This is a genomic window from Mycobacterium sp. NGS33, from assembly GCF_059812885.1.
Window position 1 is genome coordinate 1 of the sequence record NZ_JCALDN010000007.1, and the last position, 24,727, is coordinate 24,727.

The window sequence follows — 24,727 nt, forward strand, 5'->3', positions numbered from 1 at the left end:
TCGCCATAGTTTAAGTTTCGCGGCAGTGCGCCGAATCCGGTGCGCCCGTCGCAAATGCGAAACCACCCGCGCGGCAATCTCCACGCGGGTGGTTTCGTCATGCCGACTTAGACGTCGTAGTACAGCGCGAATTCGTAAGGGTGCGGCCGGATTTGGACCGGCAGGATCTCGTTCTCGCGCTTGAAGTTGATCCACGTCTCGATGAGGTCGGGCGTGAACACGCCGCCCTCGGTGAGGTATTCGTGGTCTTCTTCGAGCCGGTCGATCACCGCGGACAGCTGGGTGGGCGCCTGCGGGATGTTGGCGGCCTCCTCGGGCGGCAGCTCGTAGAGGTCCTTGTCGACCGGGGCCTGCGGCTCGATCTTGTTCTTGATGCCGTCCAGGCCGGCCATCAGCATGGCCGAGAACGCCAGGTACGGGTTGCCCGACGAGTCGGGGCAACGGAACTCGAGGCGCTTGGCCTTCGGGTTGGTACCGGTGATCGGGATGCGCACACACGCCGACCGGTTGCGCTGGCTGTAGACCAGGTTGATCGGGGCCTCGTAGCCGGGCACCAGGCGCTTGTAGGAGTTCACCGTGGGGTTGGTGAACGCCAGCAGCGACGGCGCGTGGTGCAGCAGGCCGCCGATGTAGTGGCGGGCGGTGTCCGACAGGCCGGCGTAGCCGGTCTCGTCGTACATCAGCGGGCTGCCGTCCTTCCACAGCGACTGGTGGGTGTGCATGCCGGAGCCGTTGTCACCGAACAGCGGCTTGGGCATGAACGTGACGGTCTTGCCGTTCTGCCAGGCCGTGTTCTTGACGATGTACTTGTAGAGCATCATGTCGTCGGCCGCGTGCAGCAGGGTGTTGAACTTGTAGTTGATCTCGGCCTGGCCGCCGGTGCCCACCTCGTGGTGGCCCTTCTCCAGGCTGAAGCCGGCGGTGATCAGGTTGGACAGCATCTTGTCGCGCAGGTCGACATAGTGGTCGACGGGGGCGACGGGGAAGTAGCCACCCTTGGGGCGGACCTTGTAGCCGCGGTTGGGGCTGCCGTCGAGCTCGTTGGGCGAACCGGTGTTCCACCAGCCCGAGATGGCGTCGATCTCGTAGAACGAGCCGTTGGTGCGTGAGTCGAAGCTCACCGAGTCGAAGATGTAGAACTCCGCCTCGGCGCCGAAGTACGCGGTGTCGGCCACGCCCGTGCTGATCAGGTAGTTCTCGGCCTTACGGGCGATGTTGCGCGGGTCGCGCGAGTACGGCTCGAGGGTGAAGGGGTCGTGCACGAAGAAGTTCAGATTCAGCGTCTTGGCTTCGCGGAACAGGTCGATCTGCGCCGTCGCGGGGTCGGGCAGGAGCAACATGTCGGATTCGTGAATGGACTGGAATCCGCGAATGGACGAGCCGTCGAAAGCCAGGCCGTCCTCAAAAACGCTCTCGTCGAAAAACGAAATCGGAATGGTGAAGTGCTGCATGATGCCGGGCAAATCACAGAACCGCACGTCGACAAACTCGACGTTCTCGTCCTTCGCGAGTTTGAAGACGTCGTCGGGCGTCTTTTCCGTCACAGAGTGCTCCTTTACTTGGTGAGATCCGCGGCCTGACGCTATGGAGCAGATGTTGCCCGTCAGTCAACCCGATGTTGCGCGCACGTTACGTGACCATGCCACACGCTAAAAGTGGCCGCTTGGGCGGCGGGTTCTATTGTGGGGCCATGGATCGCAAGATCGTATCTTTTCTGGTGGCCGGGCGCACCGTCCGCCCTCCGCATCTGGCCGGTCCGAAGGATCATTCGGACTGCGGTCCGCGCCGATGATGGCCGAATCGCGATCCGCATATCCGGGTGAAAAGCTGGGCCTGCCGGAAAGCGGTCCGGGGTCGCTGGCGCCCATGGGCCGCCGGCTGGGCGCGCTGATGATCGACTGGTTGATCGCTTACGGGCTGGCCGGGTTGGCCATGCGCTTCGGCCTGTTCGCGCAACCGGTGCTGGCCACCGCGGTCCTGGTGATCTGGTTCGTGCTCGGCGTGGTTTTCGTGCGATTGTTCGGCTTCACCCCCGGCCAGCTGGCGCTGCGCCTGCAGGTGGTGACGGTGGACGGACGCGGCCTGGTCGGCCTGGGCCGGGCGGTGGTGCGCGGGGTGCTGGTCGGCACCGTCGTCCCGGCGCTGTTCACCGATTTCGACGGCCGCGGCATGCAGGACCGCCTGACCGCGACGGCCGTGGTGCGCCGCTGACGAAGCCCGAGCGGTGCCGAGCTATTTGCGGCGCACGGTGCGCTGCACCCCGCGCATCTTGCCCGAGTTGGGCAGCGGCCCCTTGGGCAGGACGGCGGCGCCGGCGCGCGACCCCAGGGCGGCCAGCCGCGACTCCAACGTGTCCATCTGCTTGACGGTGATGTTGGCCGGCAGCCGGGTGAGGTGGCGCTCCAGCTTGGCCAGCGGCACCTCGTCGTCGCCGTTGCCGACGACGAGGTCGTAGATCGGCACGTCGCCGATCAGGCGGGCGGTGCGCTTCTTTTCCTGCGCCAGCAGCGGGCGCACCCGCGTCGGAGCTCCCTCGCCGACCAGGATGACGCCGGGCCGGCCGATCACCCGGTGCACGGCGTCGAAGTGCCCGGTCGCGGCGACCCCCGGGGTCACCCGCCACTTGCCCCGCAGGTTGTCCAAAGCCCATGCGGCGGCCCCGGTTTGGCCTTCGGCCTTGCGGTAGACCGACTTCTGGGCGCGGCGGCCGAACACGATGAAGGCGACCAGCCCGCCCAGCACCACGCCCAACGGGATCAGGGTGATCATCGTCAACCCACCGGCCCACAGACCGACCGCCACCGAGATGCCCACGATCAGCACGAAGGCGCCGATCATGTACGGCAGGAGGCGCTTGTCCTCCTGGCGCTGAAGGTTGAACGCCTGCCACAGCTGGGTGCGGCGCTCCCGCGCGGCGGCCTTGCGGGCGGCCTGCGCCTCCGCTCGGGCGGCCTTGTTCTGCGCGGCGGTGCGGGATTTAGCCATAGTCAAAGAATACGTAGGGCCGCGACGGGCCCGCGCCGCCACCGGGCGTCAGGCGCGGCTGCGGGCGGCCTGCGCGTAGAGCCGCCCGGCGCGGTAGGACGAACGCACCAGCGGTCCGGCGAGCACGCCGGCGAAGCCCAGCTCCTCGGCGTACCGGGCGAACTCGACGAATTCCTCCGGCTTGACCCAGCGTTCGACGGGGTGGTGGCGCGCCGACGGGCGCAGGTACTGGGTGATGGTGATGATGTCGCAGCCCGCGTCGTGCAGGTCGGCCAGGGCGGTGCGCACCTCGTCGGGGGTCTCACCCATGCCGAGGATGAGGTTGCTTTTGGTGACCAGCCCGGCATCGCGCGCCGCGGTCAGCACGTCGAGGCTGCGCCGGTAGGTGAAGGCGGGCCGGATCCGCTTGAAGATGCGCGGCACGGTTTCGACGTTGTGCGCCAACACTTCCGGGCGTGACCCGAACACCTCGGCCAGCCGGGTGGGCTCGCCGTTGAAGTCGGGGATGAGCAGCTCGACGCCGGTCGAGGGGTTGAGTTCCTTGATCGCGCGCACCGTCTCGGCGTACAGCCAGGCCCCGCCGTCGGGCAGGTCGTCGCGGGCTACCCCGGTGACCGTGGCGTAGCGCAGGCCCATCGTGCGCACGCTGTCGGCGACCCGCCGCGGCTCGTCGCGATCCAGTGCGGCGGGCTTGCCGGTGTCGATCTGGCAGAAGTCGCAGCGCCGGGTGCACTGGTCACCGCCGATCAGGAAGGTGGCCTCGCGGTCCTCCCAGCATTCGAAGATGTTCGGGCAGCCGGCCTCTTCGCAGACGGTGTGCAGACCCTCGCGCCGGACCAGGCTCTTGAGTTGGGTGTACTCCGGGCCCATCTTGGCCCGCACCCTGATCCACGGCGGCTTGCGTTCGATGGGGGTCTCGGCGTTGCGCACTTCCAGGCGCAGCAGTTTGCGTCCTTCCGGTGCGACAGTCACAGCGCCGATGCTACGCGCGCGGCCGCAGCGTGGTCCTGCACCGGCAGCACCCCGTCCAGGGCGTCGCAGACGGCGTCGGCGACCGCGGTCGTGACATCCTCGACCGACACCGTCCGGCGCAGCTCGGCCGACAAAGACGTCACCTCGGCGTCGGTGATGCCGCACGGCACGATGGCGCCGAACGCATCCAGGTCGCAGTCGCAGTTGAGGGCGAACCCGTGCAGGGTGGTCGCGCGCGACACCCGCACGCCGATTGCGGCGACCTTGCGGTCGGGGCGACCGTCGATGCCCGGCACCCACACCCCGGACCGGCCCGGCACCCGGATCGCGTCCACCCCCAGATCGGCACAGACCTTGAGCAGCGCCTCCTCCAACCGCCGCACGTAGTTCACCACGTCGAGCGGTTCGGCCAGGCCGATGATCGGATACCCGACCAGCTGGCCCGGACCATGCCAGGTGATCTTGCCGCCGCGGTCGGTGTCGACGACGGGAGTGCCATCCACCGGCCGCTCGTGCGATTCGGTGCGCCGGCCCGCCGTGTAGACCGCGGGGTGCTCGAGCAGCAGCAGGGTGTCGCTGCCGCCGGCCACGCGGGCGTCGGCGAGATCGCGTTGCTGCTGCCAGGCCACGCGGTAGTCGACGATGCCGAGCCGGCGGACGTCGATCAGGGCCTGGCTGGACCGGATGGAATCGATCACGTTCGCGACGGTACTCGGCTCGGGCCGGACGGGCCCAGTCCGGTGGCGCTAGTCGTGCTCGCGGCTGGCGGTGGCGTAGGCCAGGGCCTCGCCCACGGTGTTGTGGTGGAAGACGAAACCGGCGCGCTCCAGCGCGGACGGGATGGCCCGCTGCCCCGTCAGCAGGCCCTCGTCGGCGAACTCGCCCAGCGCGGCCCGCAGGGCAAAACCGGGCACCATCAACGGTGTTGGGCGATTGACCGCCCGCCCGAACGCGGTGGTGAATTCGGCGTTGGTGACCGGCGCGGGCCCGGTCATGTTCACCGGGCCGGACAGGTCGGGGTTGAAGATCGCGAACAACAGCGCGCGCACTTCGTCCTCGAGCGTGATCCATGACATGTATTGCCGTCCGCCGCCCAGGCGGGCGCCGAGGCCGGCGCGGAACAACGGCCGCAACCGGCCCAGCGCGCCGCCCGCGGGGGAGAACACCAGCCCGGTGCGGGCCAGCACCACCCGGGCGCCGCCGTACTGGGCGGGCAGCGTGGCGGCCTCCCAGTCCTCGCACAGCCGCGCCAGGAAACCCGTTCCCGCGCGGTCGTTTTCGTCGACCACGCGATCCTTGGTGTTGCCGTAGAAGCCGACCGCGCTGGCGTTGACCATGGTCGCCACGCCCGCGTCGGCCACGGCGTGCGCCAGCACCTCGGTGGGGGCGATGCGGCTGTCGCGCAGGCTCTGCTTGAAGGCGCCCGACCACCGCCGCTTGCCGATGTTGACGCCGCACAGGTTGACGACGGCGTCGACGTCGGTCAGCGTGTCGGGATCCAGATCGCCGCTCTCGGGGTTCCAGTGCAGCTCGTCGGCGTTCGCCGGCGCCCGGCGCACGATGCGCAACACCCGGTGATCGGCGGCGCGCAGGGCCGCCGCCAGGGCCGAACCGATCAGGCCGGACGAACCCGCAATGGCGATGACGGCCTGCTGGCCAGCGCGAGCCACGTTCGGAAGTCCTTCGTTACAGGCCGAGGTCGGCCTCGAACGCGCCCTCTTCGAGACGGTGCTTGATGGTGGTGAGGAAGCGGCCCGCGTCGGCGCCGTCGATCAGCCGGTGGTCATAGGTCAGCGGCAGGTAGCAGATCGAGCGGACACCGATCGATTCGTTGCCGAACTCGTCGACGATCACCCGCGGCCGCTTGACGATGGCGCCGGTGCCCAGCATGGCGGCCTGCGGCGGCACCAGGATCGGCGTGTCGAACAGCGCACCCTGGCTGCCGATGTTGGTGATCGTGAAGGTGCCGCCGGACAGCTCGTCGGGTTTGAGGTTGCCCGAGCGGGCGCGCGCGGCGATGTCGGCGATCGCCCTGGCCAGCCCGGCCAGCGACAGGTCGCCTGCGTTGTGCACGACGGGAGAGAGCAGGCCCTGTTCGGTGTCCACCGCGAAGCCGAGGTGTTCGGCGTCGTAGTAGGTGATCTCCTTGGTGTCCTCGTTGTAGCTCGCGTTGACGTTGGGGTGGATCTTCAGCGCGTCGATCACCGCCCGGGCGATGAACGGCAGGAATGTCAGGTTCACGCCCTCGCGCTCGGCGAACGCCGCCTTGGCCCTGGCCCGCAGCCCGACCAGTTTGGTCATGTCGACCTCGTGGGTCTGGGTGAGTTGCGCTGTGGCCTGCAGGGATTCGCGGGTTTTGTTCGCGGTGATCTGACGGATCCGGCTGGCCTTCTGGGTGGTGCCCCGCAGGTGCGCCAGCGCCGGCGTGGGCGCCGCGGCCGCGGGGGCCGCCGCGGGTGCGGCGGCGGGAGCAGCGGCGGCCGGGGCCGGCGCCTTCTTCGCTTCGGCGGCGGCCAGCACGTCTTGCTTGCGGATGCGCCCGCCGACCCCGGTGCCGGTGACCGAGTTCAGGTCGATGTTGTTCTCGGCGGCCAGCTTTCGCACCAGCGGCGTCACGTACGGCGCGCCGTCGCCACCCGGGCTGGCCGGCTGGGCCTGCGCCGGTTGGGCTTTGGGCTGCGGCGCGGGCGTGGGCTGCGGCGCGGGTTCGGGCTTCGGTTCGGGCTTGGGCTGCGCCTGGGGCTGGGGCGCGGGTTCCGGTTCGGGCTTGGGCGCGGGCGGCGGCTGGGGAGCCGCGGGTGCCTCGGGCGCGGGGGCCGGCGAACCCGCGCCGATGCGGGCCAGCTCGCCGCCGACGGGCACGGTCGCGTCTTCCTCGGCGGTGATGCTGAGCAGGACGCCGGCCACCGGCGACGGGATCTCGGTGTCGACCTTGTCGGTGGACACTTCGACCAGCGCGTCATCGACCTGGACCGAGTCGCCGACCCTCTTGAGCCAGCGGGTCACCGTGCCCTCGGTCACCGACTCGCCGAGCTCGGGCATCAACACCGGGGTGGCGTCGCCGCCGCCGGAACCCTGCTGGGCGGGCGCCGGCTCCGGCTGGGCCTGGGGCTGGGGCTCGGGCTGGGGAGGCGGCGCGGACTGCGCCTGCGGCTCCGGCTGGCTCGGCGCCTGCGGCTCCGCCTGGCTCGGGGCCTGCGCGGCCGGCTGCGAGTCGCCACCTGCCCCGCCACCCTCGGAGGCGTCGCCGATGACGGCGAGCTCGCCGCCCACCTCGACGGTGTCGTCCTCCTGGGCGACGATCTTGGTCAGCACACCCGCGGCCGGCGACGGGATCTCGGTGTCGACCTTGTCGGTCGACACCTCGACGAGCGGTTCGTCGAGCTCGACCGTGTCGCCTTCCTGCTTGAGCCAGCGGGTGACCGTCCCCTCGGTGACGCTCTCACCGAGTGCCGGCATCTGGACAAAGAAGGCCATCGTTTCTGACTCCTCGATCGCTCGTGGGTCGGGGCGGGTCGATCAGCGCGCTTGCGGAAGGCGAAGTCGCAATCCAAAACTATCCTGTCACTGCGCCCTCGCCGGCACACATCCAGGGCAGATACCCCGCGTCGGGCGGGTGACACCGATCACGCTTGCTACGGTGTGGCCACTGCAGCCAGAGCGGGGAGGTCTCGATGCCGCCAACACCACAACTACCGCAGCATTTCGTCGACAGCGCCGACGGCACCCGCATCGCGGTCTACGAAGAGGGCAATCCCGACGGCCCCACCGTCGTGTTGGTGCACGGCTTCCCGGACTCCCACGTGCTGTGGGACGGGGTCGTCCCGCTGCTGGCCGAGCGGTTCCGGATCATCCGCTACGACAACCGCGGCGTCGGCATGTCCGCGGCCCCCAAGCCGGTGTCGGCGTACCGCATGGACCGCTTCGCCGACGACTTCGCCGCGGTGACCGCTGAGCTGAGCCCGGGCCGTCCCGTGCACGTGCTGGCCCACGACTGGGGCTCGGTGGGGGTGTGGCACTACCTGAAACGTCCCGGCGCCAGCGACCGGGTCGCCACATTCACGTCGGTGTCCGGACCCGCTCAGGACCAACTGGTCGACTACATCTTCAGCGGGCTGCGGGCGCCCTGGAAGCCGCGCACCTTCGTCCGGGCGATCAGCCAGGCCCTGCGGCTGAGCTACATGATCTTCTTCTCGATACCGGTGCTCGCGCCGCTGTTGCTGCGGCTGACGCTGTCGGTCCCGGCGCTGCGCCGCAACGCCGTCGACAACATCCCCGTCGAACAGATCCACCATTCCGACAAACTGGCCTCCGACGCCGCCCGGTCGGTGAAAACCTATCCCGCCAACTACTTTCGGTCCTTCTCCGGTCGCAAGCAGGGCGTCGCGGTCATCGACGTGCCGGTGCAGCTCATCGTCAACACCAAAGACAAATGCGTGCGGCCCTACGGCTACGACCACACCCCGCGCTTCGTGCCGCGGCTGTGGCGCCGCGACATCCAGGCCGGTCACTTCTCGCCGATGTCGCACCCGCAGGTGATGGCGGCGGCGGTGCACGAGTTCACCGACCAGGCCGAGGGCAAGCAGCCCAGCCGCGCGCTGCTGCGCGCGCAGGTGGGGCGGCCCCGCGGGTCGTTCGGCGACACCCTGGTGTCGGTCACCGGTGCCGGCAGCGGCATCGGCCGCGAGACCGCGTTCGCCTTCGCGCGCGAAGGCGCCGAGCTGGTCATCAGCGACATCGACGAGGCGGCCGTCAAGGCCACCGCGGCCGAGATCGCCACCCGCGGCGGGGTCGCGCACGCCTACGTGCTCGACGTGTCGGACGCGCAGGCGGTGGAGTCGTTCGCCGAGCGGGTCAGCAGCGAGCACGGCGTCCCCGACATCGTCGTCAACAACGCCGGCATCGGGCACGCGGGCGGCTTCTTAGACACCCCGGCCGAGCAGTTCGACCGGGTGCTTGACGTCAATCTGGGCGGTGTGGTCAACGGGTGCCGGGCGTTCGCGCGGCGGATGGTGGAGCGCGGCACCGGCGGGTACATCGTCAACGTGTCGTCGATGGCGGCCTACGCCCCGTTGCAGTCGCTGAGCGCCTACTGCACCTCGAAGGCGGCGACCTACATGTTCTCCGACTGCCTGCGCGCCGAACTCGACGCCGCCGGGGTGGGGCTGACCACCATCTGCCCGGGCGTCATCGACACCAACATCATCAACACCACGAGGTTCGATGCGCCCGCCGGCAAGCAGGCCGCCGCGGTCGACGGCCGCCGCGGCCAGCTGGGCAAGATGTTCGCGCTGCGACGCTACGGTCCCGACAAGGTCGCCAACGCGATCCTGTCGTCGGTCCAGAAGAAGAAGCCGATTCGTCCGGTGGCGCCGGAAGCCTATGCGCTGTACGGGCTTTCGCGTGTCGCGCCGCAGGGCCTGCGCAACGCCGCGCGGATCCGGGTGATTTGAGGCGCTAAGCGCCCGTCGCCGCCCCACGGCGTCCGGTCAGCAACGTCGCCCCGATCGCGATGATCCCCAGCACGGCCAGCGGGATCGCCCATGCGCGCCGGCCGCCCACCGAGGACTGGCACTGCGCGACATAGTCCGGGGAGTGCGGGACGAAGGAGCCCACGACGGGGATGTTGGCACCGGTCTGATTATTGGTTTGCTGCATCGCATCGCGGGCGCTCTGCGTGTTGGCCACCAGCGCGTTGCCGCACCCGATCGAATTGCCGTTGCCGTCGGTGATGGACACCGGCACCAACAGCCCGATCACACCGGCTATCAGCAGTACCGCGCCCAGCGCGAGGACTATCCGTCGCACCGTCATGGTCTCGCCTTTCCTCGTGGGGATTTCGACCGCTGGGAGATTAACCGCAGTGCTGCGCCGGTAAACCCGGCGTTGACGCCGAATAACCCGTCGATTGCCGGGTATCCGCCCGCGGTAACTCAGGACATGAAGGGGTGTGCACGTGATCACTGCAACGCGGGAGGTGCCCGAGTCGTGTGAGCGGGTGTGGGAGGTGCTCGCCCAGGGCTGGACCTACACCCAGTGGGTGGTGGGCAACAGCCGGATGCGGGCCGTCGATCCCAACTGGCCGGAACCCGGCTCCTCGATCCGGCACTCGATCGGGATCTGGCCGTTGGTGATCAACGACGCGACCATCGTGGAGGAGAGCGAACCCCCGCACAAGCTGGTGCTGCGCGCCCGGCTGGGCCCGCTGGGTGCCGCGCGAATCACCATGCTCCTGCACGAAATTCCGCAGGGGTGCCGCATCGAGATGATCGAAGTGCCGGTGGAGGGGCCGATGGGGGCCGTTCCCGATTCCCTCGCGCTGGCCGCGGCGTACCCGCGCAACAAGGAGTGCCTGTGGCGGCTGGCGGCGCTGGCGGAGCGCCTGGAGCCGAGCCAGGTGAAGTGACCGTGCGCGACACCGTCGATGCCGTCGTGATCGGGGCGGGGCACCACGGGCTGGTCGCGGCGTCGATGCTGGCCGACGCGGGCTGGGATGTGCTGGTGCTGGAAGCTCAGCCCGAGCCGGGGGGCGCGGTGCGCAGCGCCGAGCTGACACCGGGCTACATCACCGACTTGTTCAGCTCCTACTACCCGATGACGGTGGCGTCTCCGGCGATCGCGGCGCTGCGGCTGGAGGATCACGGGCTGCGGTGGTCGCATGCGCCGACGGTGGTCGGCCACCCGCGCAGCGCCGCCGACGACGACCCGCCCATCGTGTATCACGATCCCGCCCGCACGGCAGCGGAATTCGCGCGGCGCACGCACGCCGACGGCGACAACTGGTGGCGTCTGGTGGAGTTGTGGAACAAGATCAAGGCGCCGCTGCTCGACGCCATGCTGGCGCCCTTCCCGCCGGTGCGTCCGTTGCTGCGGTTGCTGCGCAAACTCGGCACGCCCGAAGCGATCCGGGTCGCCCGCCTGCTGGTGCAACCGGCCAACGCCATGGCAGCTACGCTGTTCGAGGGTGAGGCACCACGAGTGTTGTTGCTGGGCAACGCAATGCACGCCGACGTCCCCCCGGACGCGCCGATCAGCGGTGCCATGGGCTTCCTGATGACGATGCTGGCGCAGGATCACGGCTGGCCGGTGCCGGTCGGCGGATCGGGGCAACTCACCGCGGCGCTGGTCAATCGCGCCCGCTCGGCCGGTGCGCGAATCGAATGTCACCAGAACGTGTCTCGCATCGACGTGCGCGGCGGCCGGGCGGTGGGAGTGACCACCGCGGAGGGACGAACGGTGACCGCTCGCCGCGCGGTGGTGGCCGACGTCACGGCGCCGCGATTGTTCTGCGACATGCTGCCCGCGGACGCGGTGCCGGCAGCGTTGCGCCGCGACCTGCAACACTACGAGTGGGATCCGCCGGTGGTGAAGGTGAATTATGCGCTGGCAACCCCGATCCCGTGGCGGGCGAAAAACCTGCGGTCGGTGGGCACCGTGCACTTGGGCGCCGACGGGGACGGGCTGGTCCGCTGGATGGCCGACCTGAACACCCGCGTGATTCCCGAGCATCCGTTCATGTTGCTGGGCCAGACCACCACGGCGGACCCCAGCAGATCGCCCGCCGGCACCGAAAGTGTTTGGGCCTACACGCATCTGCCGCGCAACGTGTCCGACGACGCCTCGGCGGACCGCCTGGCCGCGGCGGTGGACCGGGTCATCGAAGAGCATGCACCGGGGTTCGGCTCGGCGGTGATCGACCGGTTCGTGCAACGGCCGTCGGATCTCGAGGCCAGCGACGCCAACTTGCACCTCGGGGCGCTCAACGGCGGAACCGCCCAGCTGCAGCAGATGCTGGTGTTCCGCCCGGCGCCGGGCATGGGCCGGGCCGAAACACCCATCGAGCGGCTCTATTTGGGCAGCGCGTCGGCGACGCCGGGCGGCTCGGTGCACGGCGCGTGCGGGCGCAACGCGGCCAACGCCGCGCTGGCCGCCGACGGCGCGACCGGCTGGCCGCGCCGCAAGCTGGGGCGCGCCGTGATCACAAGGCTGACCCGCTAGCCGTTTTCGGCGATGTCCTCCAGGACGGCGAACATGGTCCGCGTCGGCACGCCGGTGGAGCCCTTTGGCGAGTAGCCCCACGGGCTGCCGGTGTTGTAGGCGGGCCCGGCCACATCGATGTGCGCCCAGCTCACGCCGTCGGCGACGAACTCGCGCAGGAACACCCCCGCCACCAGCATGCCGGCGAAGCGTTGCCCGCTGATGTTGGACAGGTCGGCCACCGTGGACTTCAGGTCTTCCTTGAGCTCGTCGGGCAGCGGCATCGGCCAGCCGTTCTCGCCCACGCGCTGCGAGATCGCCGCGACGCGGTCGCGGAATTCGTCGCTGCCCATCACCCCGGGGATGCGGGCGCCCAGCGCGACCGTCTGCGCGCCGGTCAGCGTAGACGTCTCAATCAGGTAATCCGGGTTGTCCTCGCACGCCCGCACGATGGCGTCGGCCAGGATGAGCCGGCCCTCGGCGTCGGTGTTCTGCACCTCGACCGTGATTCCGCCGTATTGCGTCAGCACGTCGCCCGGGCGCTGCGCGGTGGCCGAGGGCATGTTCTCGGCCATCGGCACGGTGGCGATCACGTCGATCGGAAGTCGCAACTGCGCGGCCAGCGCGACGGTCGCGATCACCGCGGCGGCACCGCCCATGTCCGAGGTCATGTGGTGCATCCCCGCGGCGGGCTTGATCGAGATGCCGCCGGTGTCGAACGTGACGCCCTTGCCGACCAGCGCGACCTTCTTGGCCTGCTTGGAACGCTTGGCCAGCTTGGAACCGCGGTGGATCAGGCGCACCAGCCGGGGCGGGCGCGATGAGCCCTGTCCCACACCGATGATGCCGCCGTAGCCGCCCTTCTGCAGCGTCTTGTCGTCGAGCACCTCCACCTCGAGACCGACGGATTCACCCAAAGCCCTTGCGCGCTTGGCGAATTCGGCCGGAAAGAGGTGGCTGGGCGGGGTGTTGACGAAGTCGCGGGCGGTGGCGACGGCGGTGGCGACGGCGGCGCCGTGCGCGGCGTCGTTCTTGGCGTCCTTGGCGGTGGCCAGCACCGTGATCTTGCCCAGCCCTTGGTCTTTGGGCGCCGTCTTGGCGCTGCGGAACTCGGTGAACCGGTAGCTGCCCAGGATCAGGCCCTCGACGGCGGCCGCGGCGATGCCCTCGCCGGGCAGCTCGGCCAGCGTGGTGAGCACCGACTCGGTCTTGCCGAGCGAACGCGCGGCCACCCCGGCGGCGCGGCGGATGGTGTCGGCCGGCCACTCGGACCGCGGTTTGCCCAGGCCGACCGTCAGCACGCTGGACACCGGCACCGATCCCACCACCAGCCGGTGCACCTGCTCGGCGGCGCCGGTGGCCTCCAGCGCCCGCAGGCCCGACTCGATCTCGGCCACCGCGTCGGAGGACAGGAACGGCTCGGCGGCCGCGACGGCCGCGCCCGGCTTGTCGTCCTCGCCGGTCGAGACGACGGGCACGATCAGCACGGTCGACGCGGCGGCGCGCCGTGGCAGCGAGGAGGCGACACTTACAGCGGGGGAGGCGTAACCGGGTTCTGTGCTCATCCGCATCACCCTAACGGTCCATCCGTCGCCGCTGATTAGGGTGAAGAGTCGTGAGCGATGCAGCCGACCTTGTGCACGGACCCCTGGAAGCGCGTCACCGGAGCTTGGGCGCCAGTTTCGCCGAGTTCGGCGGCTGGCTGATGCCGGTGTCCTATGCCGGCACCGTCAGCGAACACAACGCGACACGCAACGCGGTCGGCCTGTTCGACGTCAGCCACCTGGGCAAGGCGTCGGTCCGCGGGCCGGGGGCCGCGCAGTTCGTCAACTCCGCGCTGACCAACGACCTGGGCCGCATCGGTCCGGGCAAGGCGCAATACACGTTGTGCTGCACCGAATCCGGCGGCGTCATCGACGACCTGATCGCCTACTACGTCGACGACGACGAGATCTTCCTGGTGCCCAACGCCGCCAACACGGCCGCGGTGGTCGAGGCGCTGCAGGCCGCCGCAGGGGCCGGGCTGACCATTACCAACGAGCACCGGTCCTTCGCGGTGCTGGCCGTGCAGGGGCCGCGGTCGGCCGACGTGCTCGGCCGGCTGGGCCTGCCCACCGACATGGATTACATGGCCTATGCCGACACGTCGTTCTCCGGCGTGCCGGTGCGGGTCTGCCGCACCGGCTACACCGGCGAACACGGCTACGAGCTGCTGCCCCCGTGGGACTCCGCGGGTGTGGTGTTCGACGCCCTGGCCGAGGCGGTCAGCGCGGCCGGCGGTGAGCCGGCCGGCCTGGGCGCCCGGGACACCCTGCGCACCGAGATGGGCTATCCGCTGCACGGTCACGAACTGGCGCTGGACATCTCCCCGCTGCAGGCCCGCTGCGGGTGGGCGATCGGCTGGAAGAAGGACGCGTTCTTCGGCCGCGAGGCCCTGCTGGCCGAGAAGGAGGCGGGCCCGCGTCGGCTGCTGCGCGGGCTGCGGATGGTGGGCCGCGGCGTGCTGCGCGCCGGGCTGACGGTGCTCGCGGGCGACACCCCGGTGGGGGTCACCACGTCGGGCACGTTCTCGCCGACGCTGCAGGCCGGCATCGCGCTGGCGCTGATCGACACCGACGCCGGCGTCGAGGACGGTCAACAGATCACCGTCGACGTCCGGGGTCGTGCCGCCGCATGCGAGGTGGTGCGCCCGCCCTTCGTCGCGGTGAAAACGCGCTAGCGGCGCCGCGTGCGCGGGCGAAATCCGATTCGGTAGGCGGATATACAATCGGCGAATGACCAGTGGCTCCCTCGAGTTCACGGTTTCGCGCTCGGCAACTCCGGCGACCGATGCCGAACGCGAAACCATCCTGGCCGAGCCGGGTTTCGGCAAGTACTTCACCGATCACATGGTGTCGATCGACTACGACGAGACCGGCGACGGTTGGCACGACGCGCGCGTCATCCCCTACGGCCCCATCGAGCTGGACCCGTCGTCGATCGTGCTGCACTACGCGCAGGAGATCTTCGAGGGGCTCAAGGCGTACCGGTGGGCGGACGGCTCGATCGTGTCGTTTCGCGCCGAGGCCAACGCCGCGCGGTTGCGGTCCTCGGCCCGGCGGCTGGCCATCCCGGAACTGTCCGAAGAGCTGTTCATGGAGTCGCTGCGCCAGCTGATCGCGGTCGACAGCGCCTGGGTTCCGGCGGCCGGGGGCGAGGAGGCGCTGTATCTGCGCCCGTTCGTCATCGCCACCGAACCGGGGCTGGGGGTGCGCCCGTCCAAGCGTTACCGCTACCTGCTGATCGCGTCGCCGGCCGGCGCCTATTTCAAGGGCGGCATCAGCCCGGTCACCGTCTGGGTGTCGACAGAGTACGTGCGGGCCAGCCCCGGCGGCACCGGCGCGGCCAAGTTCGGCGGCAACTACGCCGCGTCGCTCTCGGCCCAGGCCGAGGCCTCGGCCAACAACTGCGACCAGGTGGTGTGGCTGGACGCGGTCGAACGACGCTTCATCGAAGAGATGGGCGGGATGAACCTGTTTTTCGTGTTCGGCAGCGGCGGATCGGCCCGGCTGGTCACCCCGGAGCTGTCCGGCTCGCTGCTGCCCGGGATCACACGAGATTCCTTGCTGCAGTTGGCCATTGACGCAGGGTTCTCCGTCGAGGAACGCAAGATCGATATCGACGAGTGGCAGAAGAAGGCCGCCGCCGGCGAGATCACCGAGGTGTTCGCCTGCGGCACCGCCGCGGTCATCACCCCGGTCTCGCACGTGAAGTACGGCGATGCCGAGTTCACCATCGCCGACGGCCAACCCGGCGAGGTGACCATGGCGCTGCGCGACACGCTGACCGGGATCCAGCGTGGCACCTTCGCCGACACCCACGGCTGGATGGCCCGGCTCGGCTAGCTGCTCGCGCTCAGAACCGCACCAGGCCAGCGAGCACCACGGCGCTCACCGTCGTGGTCAGCTCGATCGCCGCGCCCAGCACGTCACCGGTGATGCCGCCGAATCGGCGCACGCAGTGCCGCACCAGGATCGCCCCGCAGCCCAGCCCCGCCGACACCGCCACCGGGCCCTGCCAGGGCCGCGTCCCGGCCAGCAGCGAAACGGCGAGCAGCACCGCGACCCAGGCCGCCACGACCGCAGTCGGCTGGCTGGCGGCGACGCGGATGCCCAGGGCGCTGCCCTCGGCCGCGGGCACCGACCGGTGCCCGGCCAGCACCGCGGTCACCCGTCCCGCGAACACGGCGACGGCGATACCCGCCACGCCGGGGAACACCCGGCCGGTGGCCCCCAAGGCCGAATACGCCAGGGCCTGCAGCATGAGCACGACGACGACGGCGGCGACGCCGAACGGGCCGGTCGATCCCTCGCGCATCACCGCCAGGGCCCGTTGCGGCGGCCCGTAGCAGCCCAGGCCGTCGGCCGTGTCGGCGACGCCGTCGACGTGCAGGCCACGCGTGACCAGCAGCAGCACCGCGACCGCGAGCAGGCCGGGCAGCGCCCCGGACGGCCCGAACACGTGCACGCCGCCCCAGGTCACGGCCGCGGCCAGGGCCCCCAGCACGGCGCCCACCACCGGCAGCGCGGTCATGGCGGCGCGGCCCATCGGCGCGTGCCCGCCGCCCGGCACGGGTAGCACCGTCCCGAACGCGAAAGCCGTTGCGAGCGAACGGATCACGGCGCAGGAGCGGCCGGGGCGGGGCCCTCGACGCGGTCGGACACCCCGGCCTGGGTGAAGGTGGCCATCGACGACAGGGCGGCCACCGCGGCGCGCAGCACCGGAACCGCGAGGGCGGCGCCGGTGCCCTCGCCCAGCCGCATCCGCAGGTCGAGGATCGGCTCGAGATCCAGCGCCGTCAGCGCGAGCGCATGCGCGGGCTCGGTGGACCGGTGACCGGCCTGCCACCACAGCCGGGCGCCCGGCGCCAGGTGCTCGGCGACCAGCGCGGCCGCCGTCACCGCCATGCCGTCGAGCAACAGCGGCGTGCGCCGGACCGCGGCCTGCGCGCAAAAGCCCGCCAGCGCCGCCAGGTCGGCGCCGCCGGCGCAGCGCAGCAGCGCGACCGGATCGGGCAACACCTGCCGCGCGCGAAACAGGGCGTCGCGCACCGCGGCCGTCTTGCGCGCCCACCCGGCGTCGTCGATCCCGGTGCCGAAACCCACCGCCGCAACCGGCTCGGCGTTCGTCAAGGCCGCCACTAAAACCGTTGCGGCCGTGGTGTTTCCGATGCCCATATCGCCGGCGATCAGCAGGTCGGCGCCGGCGTCGACCTCCTCGTCGGCGATGGCCGCGCCCGCCGCGAGCGCCCTGGAGGTCTCGTCGTCGCTCAACGCGTCCTGCACCCTGATGTCGCCGCTGGCGCGGCGCACCTTGTGGGCGCCGATCCGTTCGGTCAGCGGGTCGGCGTCGACGGCCAGGTCCGCGACCCGGACCGTCGCCCCGGCGACGTCCGCCAGGGCGTTGATCGCGGCGCCGCCGGCGTCGAAGTTGGCGACCATCTGCGCCGTCACCTCCGGCGGGTAGGCCGACACCCCCGAGTGGGCGACACCGTGGTCACCGGCGAACACCACCACCCGGGCACGCTCGAATTGCCTTGGGGGGCAATGCCCCTGACACGACGCGACCCACACCGACAGGTCCTCGAGCCGGCCCAGCGCCCCGCGGGGCTTGGTCAGGGTGTCCTGGCGGGCACGGGCCGCGGCGGCGGCGTCCAGATCGGGCGGTGAGATGGCGGCGAACTGCATCAGACCCCCAAGGGTTTGATCGGGACCGGCTGGCCGGCCACCACCAACACCACCCGGTCGCACAATGCGGCCAGGCGCTGGTTGAGGCCGCCGAGCTCGTCGGCGAACCGGCGTCCGGCGGCGGTGGCGGGCACGACCGTCAGCCCGACCTCCGGGCTGACCAGCACCAGTGGGGAGGCGAACTCACCGACGGCGGCCAGCACGTCATCGACGGCGGCCGCCACCGAGCCGCCGTCCCAGGCGTTGTTGCGGTCCAGCGCGCCGGTCAGCCAGGTGCCGAGATCGTCGATGAGCGTCGGGGCGTCGGGGGACTGGCGCAATTGCGTTGCGATGTCGCCGGTTTCGATCGTCGACCAGTGCGCGGGCCGGCAGGCGCGGTGCCGGGCGATCCGCTGCGCCCAGGCCGCGTCGTCGTGTCCGGCCGGCCCGGGCGCCAGGTAATGAACCGCCTGCCCGGCCGGCAACCCGTCGGTGATGGCTTCCTCCGCCCACTGCGACTTGCCTGACCTGATCCCGCCGAGCACCAGCGTGCGCACCGGTGTCAGCCGGCCTTCCGGCGAGCTTTAATCGACACTGGCGCCGTGCTTGACCTGGGGCCGGGGCGCCCGCAGCCGGCGCATCTGAGACGCTCGGCCGGCGGCGTAAAGGCCTAGCTTCCAACGGCTTTCGGTGTTGTTGGGGAACTTCACGTCGACCAGCCTGCTGACCTTGCGGCCCAGGATCAGCCCGTCGACGCTCATCACGGCCATCAGCACCAGCATCGCCGGCGACACCCACAGCTGCAGCTGGGGGACGCCGAACATGACGAACATCAGGAACAGCGTCGACGGCATGAACAGACCCAGCAGGTTGCGCCGCGAATCCACCACGTCGCGGACGTAGCGGCGGATGGGGCCCTGGTCGCGGGGCAGCAGGTAACCCTCTTCGCCGGCCATCATCTTTGCCCGGCGTTCCGACATGCCGGCGCGGCCGGCGGCCTTGGCGGCCCGGCGCTCCTCGCGGCTGAGCTTGGGGCCGGCCAGCGATTTGCGGCGGGCCCGCGCCTCGGCGGCGGTCATGGGTGCGGGCGCGACCGGACCCTTGCGCCCACTGCGCCGCGCTTCGTTGCGCTTGGGCGTGGGGCGCCCTTTGGGGCCCGTCCGCTGCGCCTCGCGGGTCGCGTCGCCCGAGGCGCCAGCAACGCCGGCGACGGCCGCGGCGGCCGCGTTTTCGTCGAGGTCGGTGTCCTGGCCTTTCTTACGGCCCAACAGCTTCACAGTGGCCAGGTTACTTCGCGCGCGACTCGCGCCGGAATTCGCCTGGAATGCCTTGCTATTAGACCTGCGTTAGTGGCGCACTTGGCCCTACTCTTACACGTGATGAACGGCTGCCTTTGATGGACGACGGGTCGATGGCCTCGGATGATGATGGTCCCGGCCTGGCCCCTGGCCGCCTGCAGTTGCCCGCGATGCAAGTTCTGGTCGCCCCGGACTGCTACGCCGACAGCATGTCGGCGCTGGAGGCTTCCGCCGCCATCGCGACCGGCTGGACCCGGTCGCGTCCCGGGGACCGGTTCATCGTCGCCCCCCAATCCGACGGCGGCCCCGGCTTCGTCGAGGTGCTCGCCACCCGGCTGGGGCAGACGCGGCGCCTGAGGGTCTCGGGACCGCTGAAAGCCATGGTCGAAGCCAATTGGGTGTTCGACAGCGAGTCGGCCACCGCCTACCTGGAGTGCGCCCAGGCCTGCGGTCTGGCTCTGATTGGCGGACCACCCACCCCGGAGACCGCGATGGCCGCCCACAGCAAAGGCGTGGGCCAGCTGATCGCCGAGGCGCTGCGGGTGGGGGCGACGCGGATCGTGGTGGGTTTGGGCGGCAGCGCCTGCACCGACGGCGGGCAGGGCATGATCGCCGAACTCGGCGGCCTGGACACCGCCCGCCGGCAGCTGGGCAACGTCGAGCTGATCGCCGCCTCCGACACCGAATATCCGTTGCTGGGCCCGTGGGGGGCGGCCCGGGTGTTCGGGCCGCAGAAGGGCGCCGACACGGCCACCGTCGCCGCGCTGGAGGTTCGCCTGCAGGCGTGGGCGCTGATCCTGGAAGCGGTGGCCGGGCGCGATGTGAGCGCCGAGCCGGGCGCGGCGGCCGCCGGCGGCATCGGCGCCGGGCTGCTGGCGCTCGGCGGCCGCTGTCAGTCCGGGGCGGCCATCATCGCCGAGCACACCCGGTTGTCCGACGACCTGGACACCGCGGAGCTGATCGTGACCGGCGAGGGCCGGTTCGACGAGCAGTCCCTACACGGCAAGGTGGTGGGATTTCTGGCCGACGCGGCTCGGCCGCGGGGGATCCCGGTGGTCGTGCTGGCCGGCCAGGTCGACCTGGACAACGCGACGGTGCGTTCGTCGGGCATCATGGCCGCGTTATCCATCGCCGAGCACGCCGGATCGGTGCGGTTGGCGCAGGCCGACGCCGCCAACCAGCTCATGGGTCTGGCGTCGGTTGTGGCGGCGCGACTCGGGAATAGCGGTCCGTCAAGGTACCGTTGAAGAAGTGGACTTTCGCGCGGTCCGGATCGCCCGGCGTGAGCCGGCGATATCGGGCCTGATCGGACCCACCCAACGATGAGGCATGTAGGAGAAGCAATGACGGTGCAAAACGAGTCGAACGCCACGACGACCCACGGCGTGATCCTGACCGAGGCCGCCGCCACCAAGGCAAAGTCCCTGCTGGACCAGGAGGGCCGCGACGACCTGGCGCTGCGCATCGCCGTGCAGCCGGGTGGGTGCGCCGGCCTGCGCTACAACCTCTTCTTCGACGACCGGACGCTGGACGGCGACCTGACCGCGGAGTTCGGGGGTGTGACGCTGACGGTGGACCGGATGAGCGCGCCCTACGTCGAAGGCGCGTCCATCGACTTCGTCGACACCATCGAGAAGCAGGGCTTCACCATCGACAACCCCAACGCCACCGGCTCGTGCGCCTGCGGCGACTCGTTCAACTGATCGATTGATCCCGCCGAATCCATCAGCCGGGCTGTCCCGGCTGGCGGATCGCGCTTAGTACGAGCCGCCGGTGCGCAGGACGTACGAGCAGACCATGATCTGACCGCGCTGGAACAGCAGCTGCGCGATGCCCTGCACCTGCCCGTGCATCGGGCCCCCGCTCACCGGCGTGACCTTCATCGTGAACAACGCCTGAGCCTGGTACTGCGACAGGTAGACGATCTTGTCGATCGAGGTCAGCTCGACCGCGGAGAACTGCTTGCGGAACGCGTCGCTGCTGAGCTTGGCCAGCGCCTGGTCGGAGCGCTTGTCCTGCACGCCGTCGTACAGGCCGCACAGCGCGTTGCGGGCGATCTCGTCGATGTCGCGGTGCTCGAGCGCGTCGAGATAGCCCTGGATGGCCGTCTTCGCCGCGCCCTCGGAGAACGTGGCGCCGGTGGTGGCCCCGTTGGTGCGGACCCCGTACACGATGGCCACCGTCAACACCGCGACGAGCGCGATGGCCAGCAGGATGCCCACGACGAGCCGCCGCTTGGAGCGTTGCGGCGGGTAGGGCACCGGCGCCGGTTGCCCGGCATAATCGGCCTGCGGAGCTGCGGCGAAGCCGGGGCCACCGGTGTGGGGGTCGTCGGGGAACTCGAGTGGCTCGGATTCGCCTGGGGGCTGGTGTCCGCCCGGTCCGCCGCTGCCGCCGCCGACGGTGTGGTTCGGCGAGTGCGGACCTGCCATCGTGGTTCTCCTACGGTGGTAGACGGGACTGCAATCGGGTTGCGGCCCGAGCATGTGATCCCGGCGACTTGAGTGAGTTCCCTAGGGAGGCTAGCGCACGACCTCACGCCCCCCGTGCACACAGCGACGGTCGAGACGCGTGCGTAAGCTAGATAACCTTACTAACGAAGGATGGAGTTTTCGTGACGATCGCGGTGACAGGTTCGATTGCGACCGACAACCTGATGCGTTTCCCCGGCAAGTTCTCCGAGCACCTGCTGGCCGAGCACCTGCAAAAGGTGTCCCTGAGTTTTCTGGTCGACGACCTGGTGATTCACCGCGGCGGCGTGGCCGGCAACATCGCGTTCGCCATCGGCGTGCTGGGCGGTGACGTGGCGCTGGTCGGCGCGGCCGGCGACGACTTCGACGACTACCGCCAGTGGCTGCAGTCCCACGGCGTCAATTGCGAGAACGTGCTGATCTCGCAGACCGCGAAGACCGCCCGGTTCACCTGCACCACCGACGAGGACATGGCCCAGATCGCGTCGTTCTACCCGGGGGCCATGTCGGAGGCGCGCAACATCAAGCTCGCCGACGTCGTGTCGTCGGTGGGCCGCCCGGACCTGGTCATCGTGGGGGCCAACGACCCCGACGCGATGGTGGTGCACACCGAGGAGTGCCGCGAGCTCGGCCTGCCGTTCGCCGCCGACCCCTCGCAGCAGCTGCCCCGCCTGTCCGGCGCCGAGATCGACAAGCTCGTCGACGGCGCGGCCTACCTGTTCACCAACGACTACGAGTGGGAGTTGCTGCTCTCCAAGACCGGCTGGTCCGAGGCCGACGTGCAGAAGAAGGTCGAGCTGCGGGTGACCACGCTGGGCGCCAAGGGCGTCGACATCGTCGAGCGCGACGGGACCACCACCCACGTCGGTGTGGTGCCCGAGACCAGCCAGACCGATCCCACCGGCGTCGGCGACGCGTTCCGGGCCGGCTTCCTGACCGGTCGCAGCGCGGGGCTCAACCTCGAGCGTTCGGCTCAGCTGGGCTCGCTGGTCGCCGTGCTGGTGCTGGAGTCCACCGGAACCCAGGAGTGGACGTGGGACGCGGCCGTGGCCAAGACCCGGCTGGCCGACGCCTACGGCGACGAGGCGGCCGACGAGATCGCCGCGGTGCTCGCCTAAGCCTCGCGGGCCAGTGCTAGAGCCTGCGCCTCGGGCCTCGGCCTCGGGCTCGGGCATCACGCCTCGGGCTCGGGCCTCGGGCCTCGGGCCTCGCGCCTCGAGTGTGAAGTCCCGGCGTCGAGTGTGAGCTGAGGGCGGCGACACGCCGACATGCAACGCCGTGGCTTCACACGCAACGCCCTGGCTTCACACGCGAGGCCGCGGATTCGCCGTCGGCTCCTAGAGCTGCACCGGGTACACCGGCTCGCTGATCTGCGGCACCACGCTGCCCTCGACGAAGATCGCGTGCCAGAGCATGAAGATCAGCACCGTCCAGAGCCGGCGGCTGTGATCGCTGGCGCCGTTGCGGTGCTCGTCGAGCATCCGGCGCACGGCGGCCAGGTCGACGAGGTGGCCGGCTTGTGACGAGTTCACCATCGCGTACGCCCACTCGAGCAGCTCACCGGCGCGCAGCCAGTGCCGGATCGGCACCGGGAAGCCCAGCTTGGGCCGGTGTAGCACGTGCGCGGGCACGATCGGCTCCAGCGCGCGCCGCAGCGCGTACTTCGTGGTGGTGCGGGTGATCTTCGCCTCGACGGGCAACCGGGAGGCGACGGCGAACACCTCGGGATCCAGGAACGGGACCCGTAGCTCCAGCGAGTTGGCCATGGTCATCTTGTCGGCCTTGACCAGGATGTCGCCGCGCAGCCAGGTGAACAGGTCGACGTGCTGCATGCGGGCCACCGGATCCCAGCCCGCCGATTCGGCATACACCGCGGCGGTGACGTCGGTGTGGGTCCACTCCTCGCGGAAGCCGGGCAGCACGTCGCGCAGCTGCGCGTCGGAGAAGCTGCGGGCGTTGCCGTAGTAGCGCTCCTCGAGCGTCAGGGAGCCGCGGTGCAGCAGGCTCTTGCCCCGCATCCCCTCCGGCAACGGCTTGGACACCTTGCCCATGGACCGCCGCAGCGGCCGCGGCAGATAGTCGAAAGGCTTGAGCGACAACGGCTCCCGATAGATGGTGTAACCGCCGAACAACTCGTCGGCGCCCTCGCCGGACAGCACCACCTTCACGTGCTTGCGGGCCTCGCGGGCGACGAAGAACAGCGGCACCAGCGCCGGGTCGGCCACCGGCTCGTCGAGGTACCAGACGATCTCGGGCAGGGCGGCGACGAACTCCTCGGGGCTGACCACCTTGGCGATGTGGCGCGCACCGATCGCCTCGGCCGAGGCCACCGCGACGTCGATCTCGGAGAATCCCTCGCGCTCGAAGCCGGTGGTGAATGTGATCAACCGGGGGTTGTGCCGGATGGCCAGCGCGGCGATGGCGGTGGAGTCGATTCCCCCGGACAGAAACGCGCCGACGGTGACGTCGGCGCGCATGTGCTTGGCCACCGAGTCCTCGAGCACCGCGGTGATCTCGTCGTAGCGGGCCTGTTCGGTGTCCCGGGTGATCGGCACCGCGGCGAACCGCGGCACGAAATACCGGGTGACCTCCGGTTGCAGGCGGTCGGGGCGGATGCGGGCGTAGCAGCCCGATTCCAGCCGCCGCACCCCGCGGTGCAGCGTCTCCGGCTCCGGCACGTACTGCAGGACGGTGTAGTGCTGCACGGCGCGCTCGTCGATTCCGGTGTCGAACCCGACGAGCTCGGCCAGATCCAGCAGGCACTTCTTTTCGCTGGCCACCGCGGTACCGCCTGTCCCTGTCGCCATGAACAGCGGCTTGATGCCGAAAGGGTCTCGGGCGCAAAGCAATTCGCGGGTCACGGTGTCCCACAGCGCGAACGCGAACATGCCGCGCAGCCGGGTCAAGACGTCGGTGCCCCAGTAGTGGTAGCCGGCGACGATGGGCTCGCCGTCTCCGTCGGTGGCGAAGGTGACGTCGTGCCGGGTGGCCAGTTCGTCGCGCAGCTCGAGGTAGTTGTAGATCTCGCCGTTGAACACCAGCACGTAGCGGTCGGGCGCCTCGGGCGGCCCCCAGCGCAGCGGCTGGTGCGAATGGGCGATGTCGATGATCGACAGCCGGTTGAAGCCGAACACGACCGAGCCGTCGGTGTCCGGGTCCACCCAGGTGCCCGGTTCGTCGGGCCCGCGATGGCGCATCGAATGCGACGCACGAGCGATGGCCCCGTCGGCGCGGGCGGCCGCGCCGGGTTCCAGGCCCTCGGGGGCGGCGACGAACGCCAGCAGACCACACACGGCGCCCCAGTATGCCGCACGTGGAG

General features: G+C 70.3%; 23 protein-coding genes. 9 read left to right on the forward strand and 14 right to left on the reverse strand.

The features are described from left to right. Positions 1 to 107 precede the first annotated feature (107 nt). Complete coding sequence (glnA, locus tag AC5Y5B_RS14215; RefSeq protein WP_036455187.1) at positions 108 to 1,544, reverse strand: type I glutamate--ammonia ligase; 1,437 nt, start codon at positions 1,542 to 1,544, stop codon at positions 108 to 110. A gap of 244 nt (positions 1,545 to 1,788) precedes the next feature. On the opposite strand from glnA, the gene AC5Y5B_RS14220 reads away from it, so the two are divergent. Then, on the forward strand, positions 1,789 to 2,211 hold the full coding sequence (locus tag AC5Y5B_RS14220; protein ID WP_500005654.1) for an RDD family protein: 423 nt from the start codon (positions 1,789 to 1,791) through the stop codon (positions 2,209 to 2,211). Between the two features lie 21 nt (positions 2,212 to 2,232). Here AC5Y5B_RS14220 and AC5Y5B_RS14225 read toward each other — a convergent pair whose 3' ends face one another. From AC5Y5B_RS14225 to sucB, 5 genes are read right to left on the reverse strand one after another with little or no spacing between them, the layout of a single operon-like run. Further along, complete coding sequence (locus tag AC5Y5B_RS14225; RefSeq protein ID WP_112635722.1) at positions 2,233 to 2,985, reverse strand: DUF4191 domain-containing protein; 753 nt, start codon at positions 2,983 to 2,985, stop codon at positions 2,233 to 2,235. Positions 2,986 to 3,033: 48 nt separating this feature from the next. Continuing rightward, positions 3,034 to 3,957, reverse strand: coding sequence for a lipoyl synthase (gene lipA, locus AC5Y5B_RS14230; RefSeq protein WP_112635720.1), 924 nt, complete (start codon positions 3,955 to 3,957; stop codon positions 3,034 to 3,036). After that, positions 3,954 to 4,655, reverse strand: coding sequence for a lipoyl(octanoyl) transferase LipB (gene lipB / locus AC5Y5B_RS14235; RefSeq protein ID WP_500005655.1), 702 nt, complete (start codon positions 4,653 to 4,655; stop codon positions 3,954 to 3,956). The genes lipA and lipB overlap by 4 nt, the downstream gene beginning before the upstream one ends. Before the next feature lie 48 nt (positions 4,656 to 4,703). After that, a complete protein-coding gene (locus AC5Y5B_RS14240; protein WP_112635716.1) occupies positions 4,704 to 5,627 on the reverse strand; it encodes a TIGR01777 family oxidoreductase in 924 nt (307 codons plus the stop codon). Positions 5,628 to 5,643: 16 nt separating this feature from the next. After that, complete coding sequence (gene sucB / locus AC5Y5B_RS14245) at positions 5,644 to 7,434, reverse strand: 2-oxoglutarate dehydrogenase, E2 component, dihydrolipoamide succinyltransferase (RefSeq protein WP_500005656.1); 1,791 nt, start codon at positions 7,432 to 7,434, stop codon at positions 5,644 to 5,646. Between the two features lie 197 nt (positions 7,435 to 7,631). Between sucB and AC5Y5B_RS14250 the strand changes: the two genes are divergently transcribed. Then, positions 7,632 to 9,410 carry an SDR family oxidoreductase gene (locus AC5Y5B_RS14250; protein ID WP_500005657.1) on the forward strand — a complete coding sequence of 593 codons (1,779 nt, stop codon included), beginning with the start codon at positions 7,632 to 7,634 and terminating at the stop codon, positions 9,408 to 9,410. Positions 9,411 to 9,414: 4 nt separating this feature from the next. On the opposite strand, the gene AC5Y5B_RS14255 is transcribed toward AC5Y5B_RS14250, so the two are convergent. Further along, complete coding sequence (locus tag AC5Y5B_RS14255; protein ID WP_500005658.1) at positions 9,415 to 9,771, reverse strand: aminopeptidase; 357 nt, start codon at positions 9,769 to 9,771, stop codon at positions 9,415 to 9,417. Positions 9,772 to 9,913: 142 nt separating this feature from the next. Between AC5Y5B_RS14255 and AC5Y5B_RS14260 the strand changes: the two genes are divergently transcribed. Continuing rightward, a complete protein-coding gene (locus AC5Y5B_RS14260; protein ID WP_112634532.1) occupies positions 9,914 to 10,363 on the forward strand; it encodes an SRPBCC family protein in 450 nt (149 codons plus the stop codon). Next, complete coding sequence (locus AC5Y5B_RS14265) at positions 10,360 to 11,955, forward strand: phytoene desaturase family protein (RefSeq protein WP_500005659.1); 1,596 nt, start codon at positions 10,360 to 10,362, stop codon at positions 11,953 to 11,955. The genes AC5Y5B_RS14260 and AC5Y5B_RS14265 overlap by 4 nt, the downstream gene beginning before the upstream one ends. Here AC5Y5B_RS14265 and AC5Y5B_RS14270 read toward each other — a convergent pair. Further along, positions 11,952 to 13,499 carry a leucyl aminopeptidase gene (locus AC5Y5B_RS14270; RefSeq protein ID WP_500005660.1) on the reverse strand — a complete coding sequence of 516 codons (1,548 nt, stop codon included), beginning with the start codon at positions 13,497 to 13,499 and terminating at the stop codon, positions 11,952 to 11,954. The two genes, AC5Y5B_RS14265 and AC5Y5B_RS14270, sit on opposite strands and share 4 nt — an antisense overlap. 50 nt (positions 13,500 to 13,549) lie before the next feature. Between AC5Y5B_RS14270 and gcvT the strand changes: the two genes are divergently transcribed. Together gcvT and AC5Y5B_RS14280 are read left to right on the forward strand one after the other, a co-directional pair. Next, positions 13,550 to 14,653, forward strand: coding sequence for a glycine cleavage system aminomethyltransferase GcvT (gcvT, locus tag AC5Y5B_RS14275; protein ID WP_112634523.1), 1,104 nt, complete (start codon positions 13,550 to 13,552; stop codon positions 14,651 to 14,653). A 55-nt stretch (positions 14,654 to 14,708) separates the two neighbouring features. Beyond that, positions 14,709 to 15,818, forward strand: coding sequence for a branched-chain amino acid aminotransferase (locus AC5Y5B_RS14280; protein ID WP_500005661.1), 1,110 nt, complete (start codon positions 14,709 to 14,711; stop codon positions 15,816 to 15,818). Between the two features lie 10 nt (positions 15,819 to 15,828). On the opposite strand, the gene AC5Y5B_RS14285 is transcribed toward AC5Y5B_RS14280, so the two are convergent. From AC5Y5B_RS14285 to AC5Y5B_RS14300, 4 genes are read right to left on the reverse strand one after another with little or no spacing between them, the layout of a single operon-like run. Continuing rightward, a complete protein-coding gene (locus AC5Y5B_RS14285; RefSeq protein ID WP_112634521.1) occupies positions 15,829 to 16,593 on the reverse strand; it encodes an adenosylcobinamide-GDP ribazoletransferase in 765 nt (254 codons plus the stop codon). After that, a complete protein-coding gene (gene cobT / locus AC5Y5B_RS14290; RefSeq protein WP_500005662.1) occupies positions 16,590 to 17,660 on the reverse strand; it encodes a nicotinate-nucleotide--dimethylbenzimidazole phosphoribosyltransferase in 1,071 nt (356 codons plus the stop codon). Before cobT ends, AC5Y5B_RS14285 begins: the two co-directional genes overlap by 4 nt. After that, a complete protein-coding gene (locus AC5Y5B_RS14295) occupies positions 17,660 to 18,196 on the reverse strand; it encodes a bifunctional adenosylcobinamide kinase/adenosylcobinamide-phosphate guanylyltransferase (RefSeq protein ID WP_112634520.1) in 537 nt (178 codons plus the stop codon). The genes cobT and AC5Y5B_RS14295 overlap by 1 nt, the downstream gene beginning before the upstream one ends. A 27-nt stretch (positions 18,197 to 18,223) precedes the next feature. Beyond that, entirely contained in the window at positions 18,224 to 18,916 is a 693-nt protein-coding gene (locus tag AC5Y5B_RS14300) for a DUF3043 domain-containing protein (RefSeq protein ID WP_112634519.1), read from the reverse strand. Positions 18,917 to 19,107: 191 nt separating this feature from the next. Here AC5Y5B_RS14300 and AC5Y5B_RS14305 point away from each other — a divergent pair, with 191 nt between their 5' ends. Both AC5Y5B_RS14305 and AC5Y5B_RS14310 read left to right on the forward strand, forming a co-directional pair. Continuing rightward, a complete protein-coding gene (locus tag AC5Y5B_RS14305) occupies positions 19,108 to 20,184 on the forward strand; it encodes a glycerate kinase family protein (RefSeq protein ID WP_112634530.1) in 1,077 nt (358 codons plus the stop codon). Positions 20,185 to 20,280: 96 nt separating this feature from the next. Next, entirely contained in the window at positions 20,281 to 20,640 is a 360-nt protein-coding gene (locus AC5Y5B_RS14310) for a HesB/IscA family protein (RefSeq protein WP_066871643.1), read from the forward strand. 54 nt (positions 20,641 to 20,694) lie between these two features. On the opposite strand, the gene AC5Y5B_RS14315 is transcribed toward AC5Y5B_RS14310, so the two are convergent. Next, positions 20,695 to 21,369 carry an Rv0361 family membrane protein gene (locus tag AC5Y5B_RS14315; protein ID WP_112634518.1) on the reverse strand — a complete coding sequence of 225 codons (675 nt, stop codon included), beginning with the start codon at positions 21,367 to 21,369 and terminating at the stop codon, positions 20,695 to 20,697. A gap of 182 nt (positions 21,370 to 21,551) precedes the next feature. On the opposite strand from AC5Y5B_RS14315, the gene AC5Y5B_RS14320 reads away from it, so the two are divergent. After that, complete coding sequence (locus tag AC5Y5B_RS14320; protein WP_500005663.1) at positions 21,552 to 22,526, forward strand: carbohydrate kinase family protein; 975 nt, start codon at positions 21,552 to 21,554, stop codon at positions 22,524 to 22,526. Positions 22,527 to 22,745: 219 nt separating this feature from the next. Here AC5Y5B_RS14320 and asnB read toward each other — a convergent pair whose 3' ends face one another. After that, positions 22,746 to 24,701 (reverse strand): asparagine synthase (glutamine-hydrolyzing), encoded by a 1,956-nt coding sequence (gene asnB, locus AC5Y5B_RS14325; RefSeq protein WP_500005664.1) that lies wholly within the window; start codon positions 24,699 to 24,701, stop codon positions 22,746 to 22,748. Positions 24,702 to 24,727 lie beyond the last annotated feature (26 nt).

What these genes read in the sequence shown, in the direction of transcription:
- AC5Y5B_RS14220 (WP_500005654.1), top strand. Translation starts at nt 1,789, where the DNA reads ATGATGGCCGAATCGCGATCCGCATATCCGGGTGAAAAGCTGGGCCTG.
- AC5Y5B_RS14225 (WP_112635722.1), bottom strand. Translation starts at nt 2,985, where the DNA reads ATGGCTAAATCCCGCACCGCCGCGCAGAACAAGGCCGCCCGAGCGGAG.
- sucB (WP_500005656.1), bottom strand. Translation starts at nt 7,434, where the DNA reads ATGGCCTTCTTTGTCCAGATGCCGGCACTCGGTGAGAGCGTCACCGAG.
- AC5Y5B_RS14250 (WP_500005657.1), top strand. Translation starts at nt 7,632, where the DNA reads ATGCCGCCAACACCACAACTACCGCAGCATTTCGTCGACAGCGCCGAC.
- AC5Y5B_RS14255 (WP_500005658.1), bottom strand. Translation starts at nt 9,771, where the DNA reads ATGACGGTGCGACGGATAGTCCTCGCGCTGGGCGCGGTACTGCTGATA.
- AC5Y5B_RS14270 (WP_500005660.1), bottom strand. Translation starts at nt 13,499, where the DNA reads ATGAGCACAGAACCCGGTTACGCCTCCCCCGCTGTAAGTGTCGCCTCC.
- AC5Y5B_RS14280 (WP_500005661.1), top strand. Translation starts at nt 14,709, where the DNA reads ATGACCAGTGGCTCCCTCGAGTTCACGGTTTCGCGCTCGGCAACTCCG.
- cobT (WP_500005662.1), bottom strand. Translation starts at nt 17,660, where the DNA reads ATGCAGTTCGCCGCCATCTCACCGCCCGATCTGGACGCCGCCGCCGCG.
- AC5Y5B_RS14305 (WP_112634530.1), top strand. Translation starts at nt 19,108, where the DNA reads ATGCAAGTTCTGGTCGCCCCGGACTGCTACGCCGACAGCATGTCGGCG.
- AC5Y5B_RS14310 (WP_066871643.1), top strand. Translation starts at nt 20,281, where the DNA reads ATGACGGTGCAAAACGAGTCGAACGCCACGACGACCCACGGCGTGATC.
- AC5Y5B_RS14315 (WP_112634518.1), bottom strand. Translation starts at nt 21,369, where the DNA reads ATGGCAGGTCCGCACTCGCCGAACCACACCGTCGGCGGCGGCAGCGGC.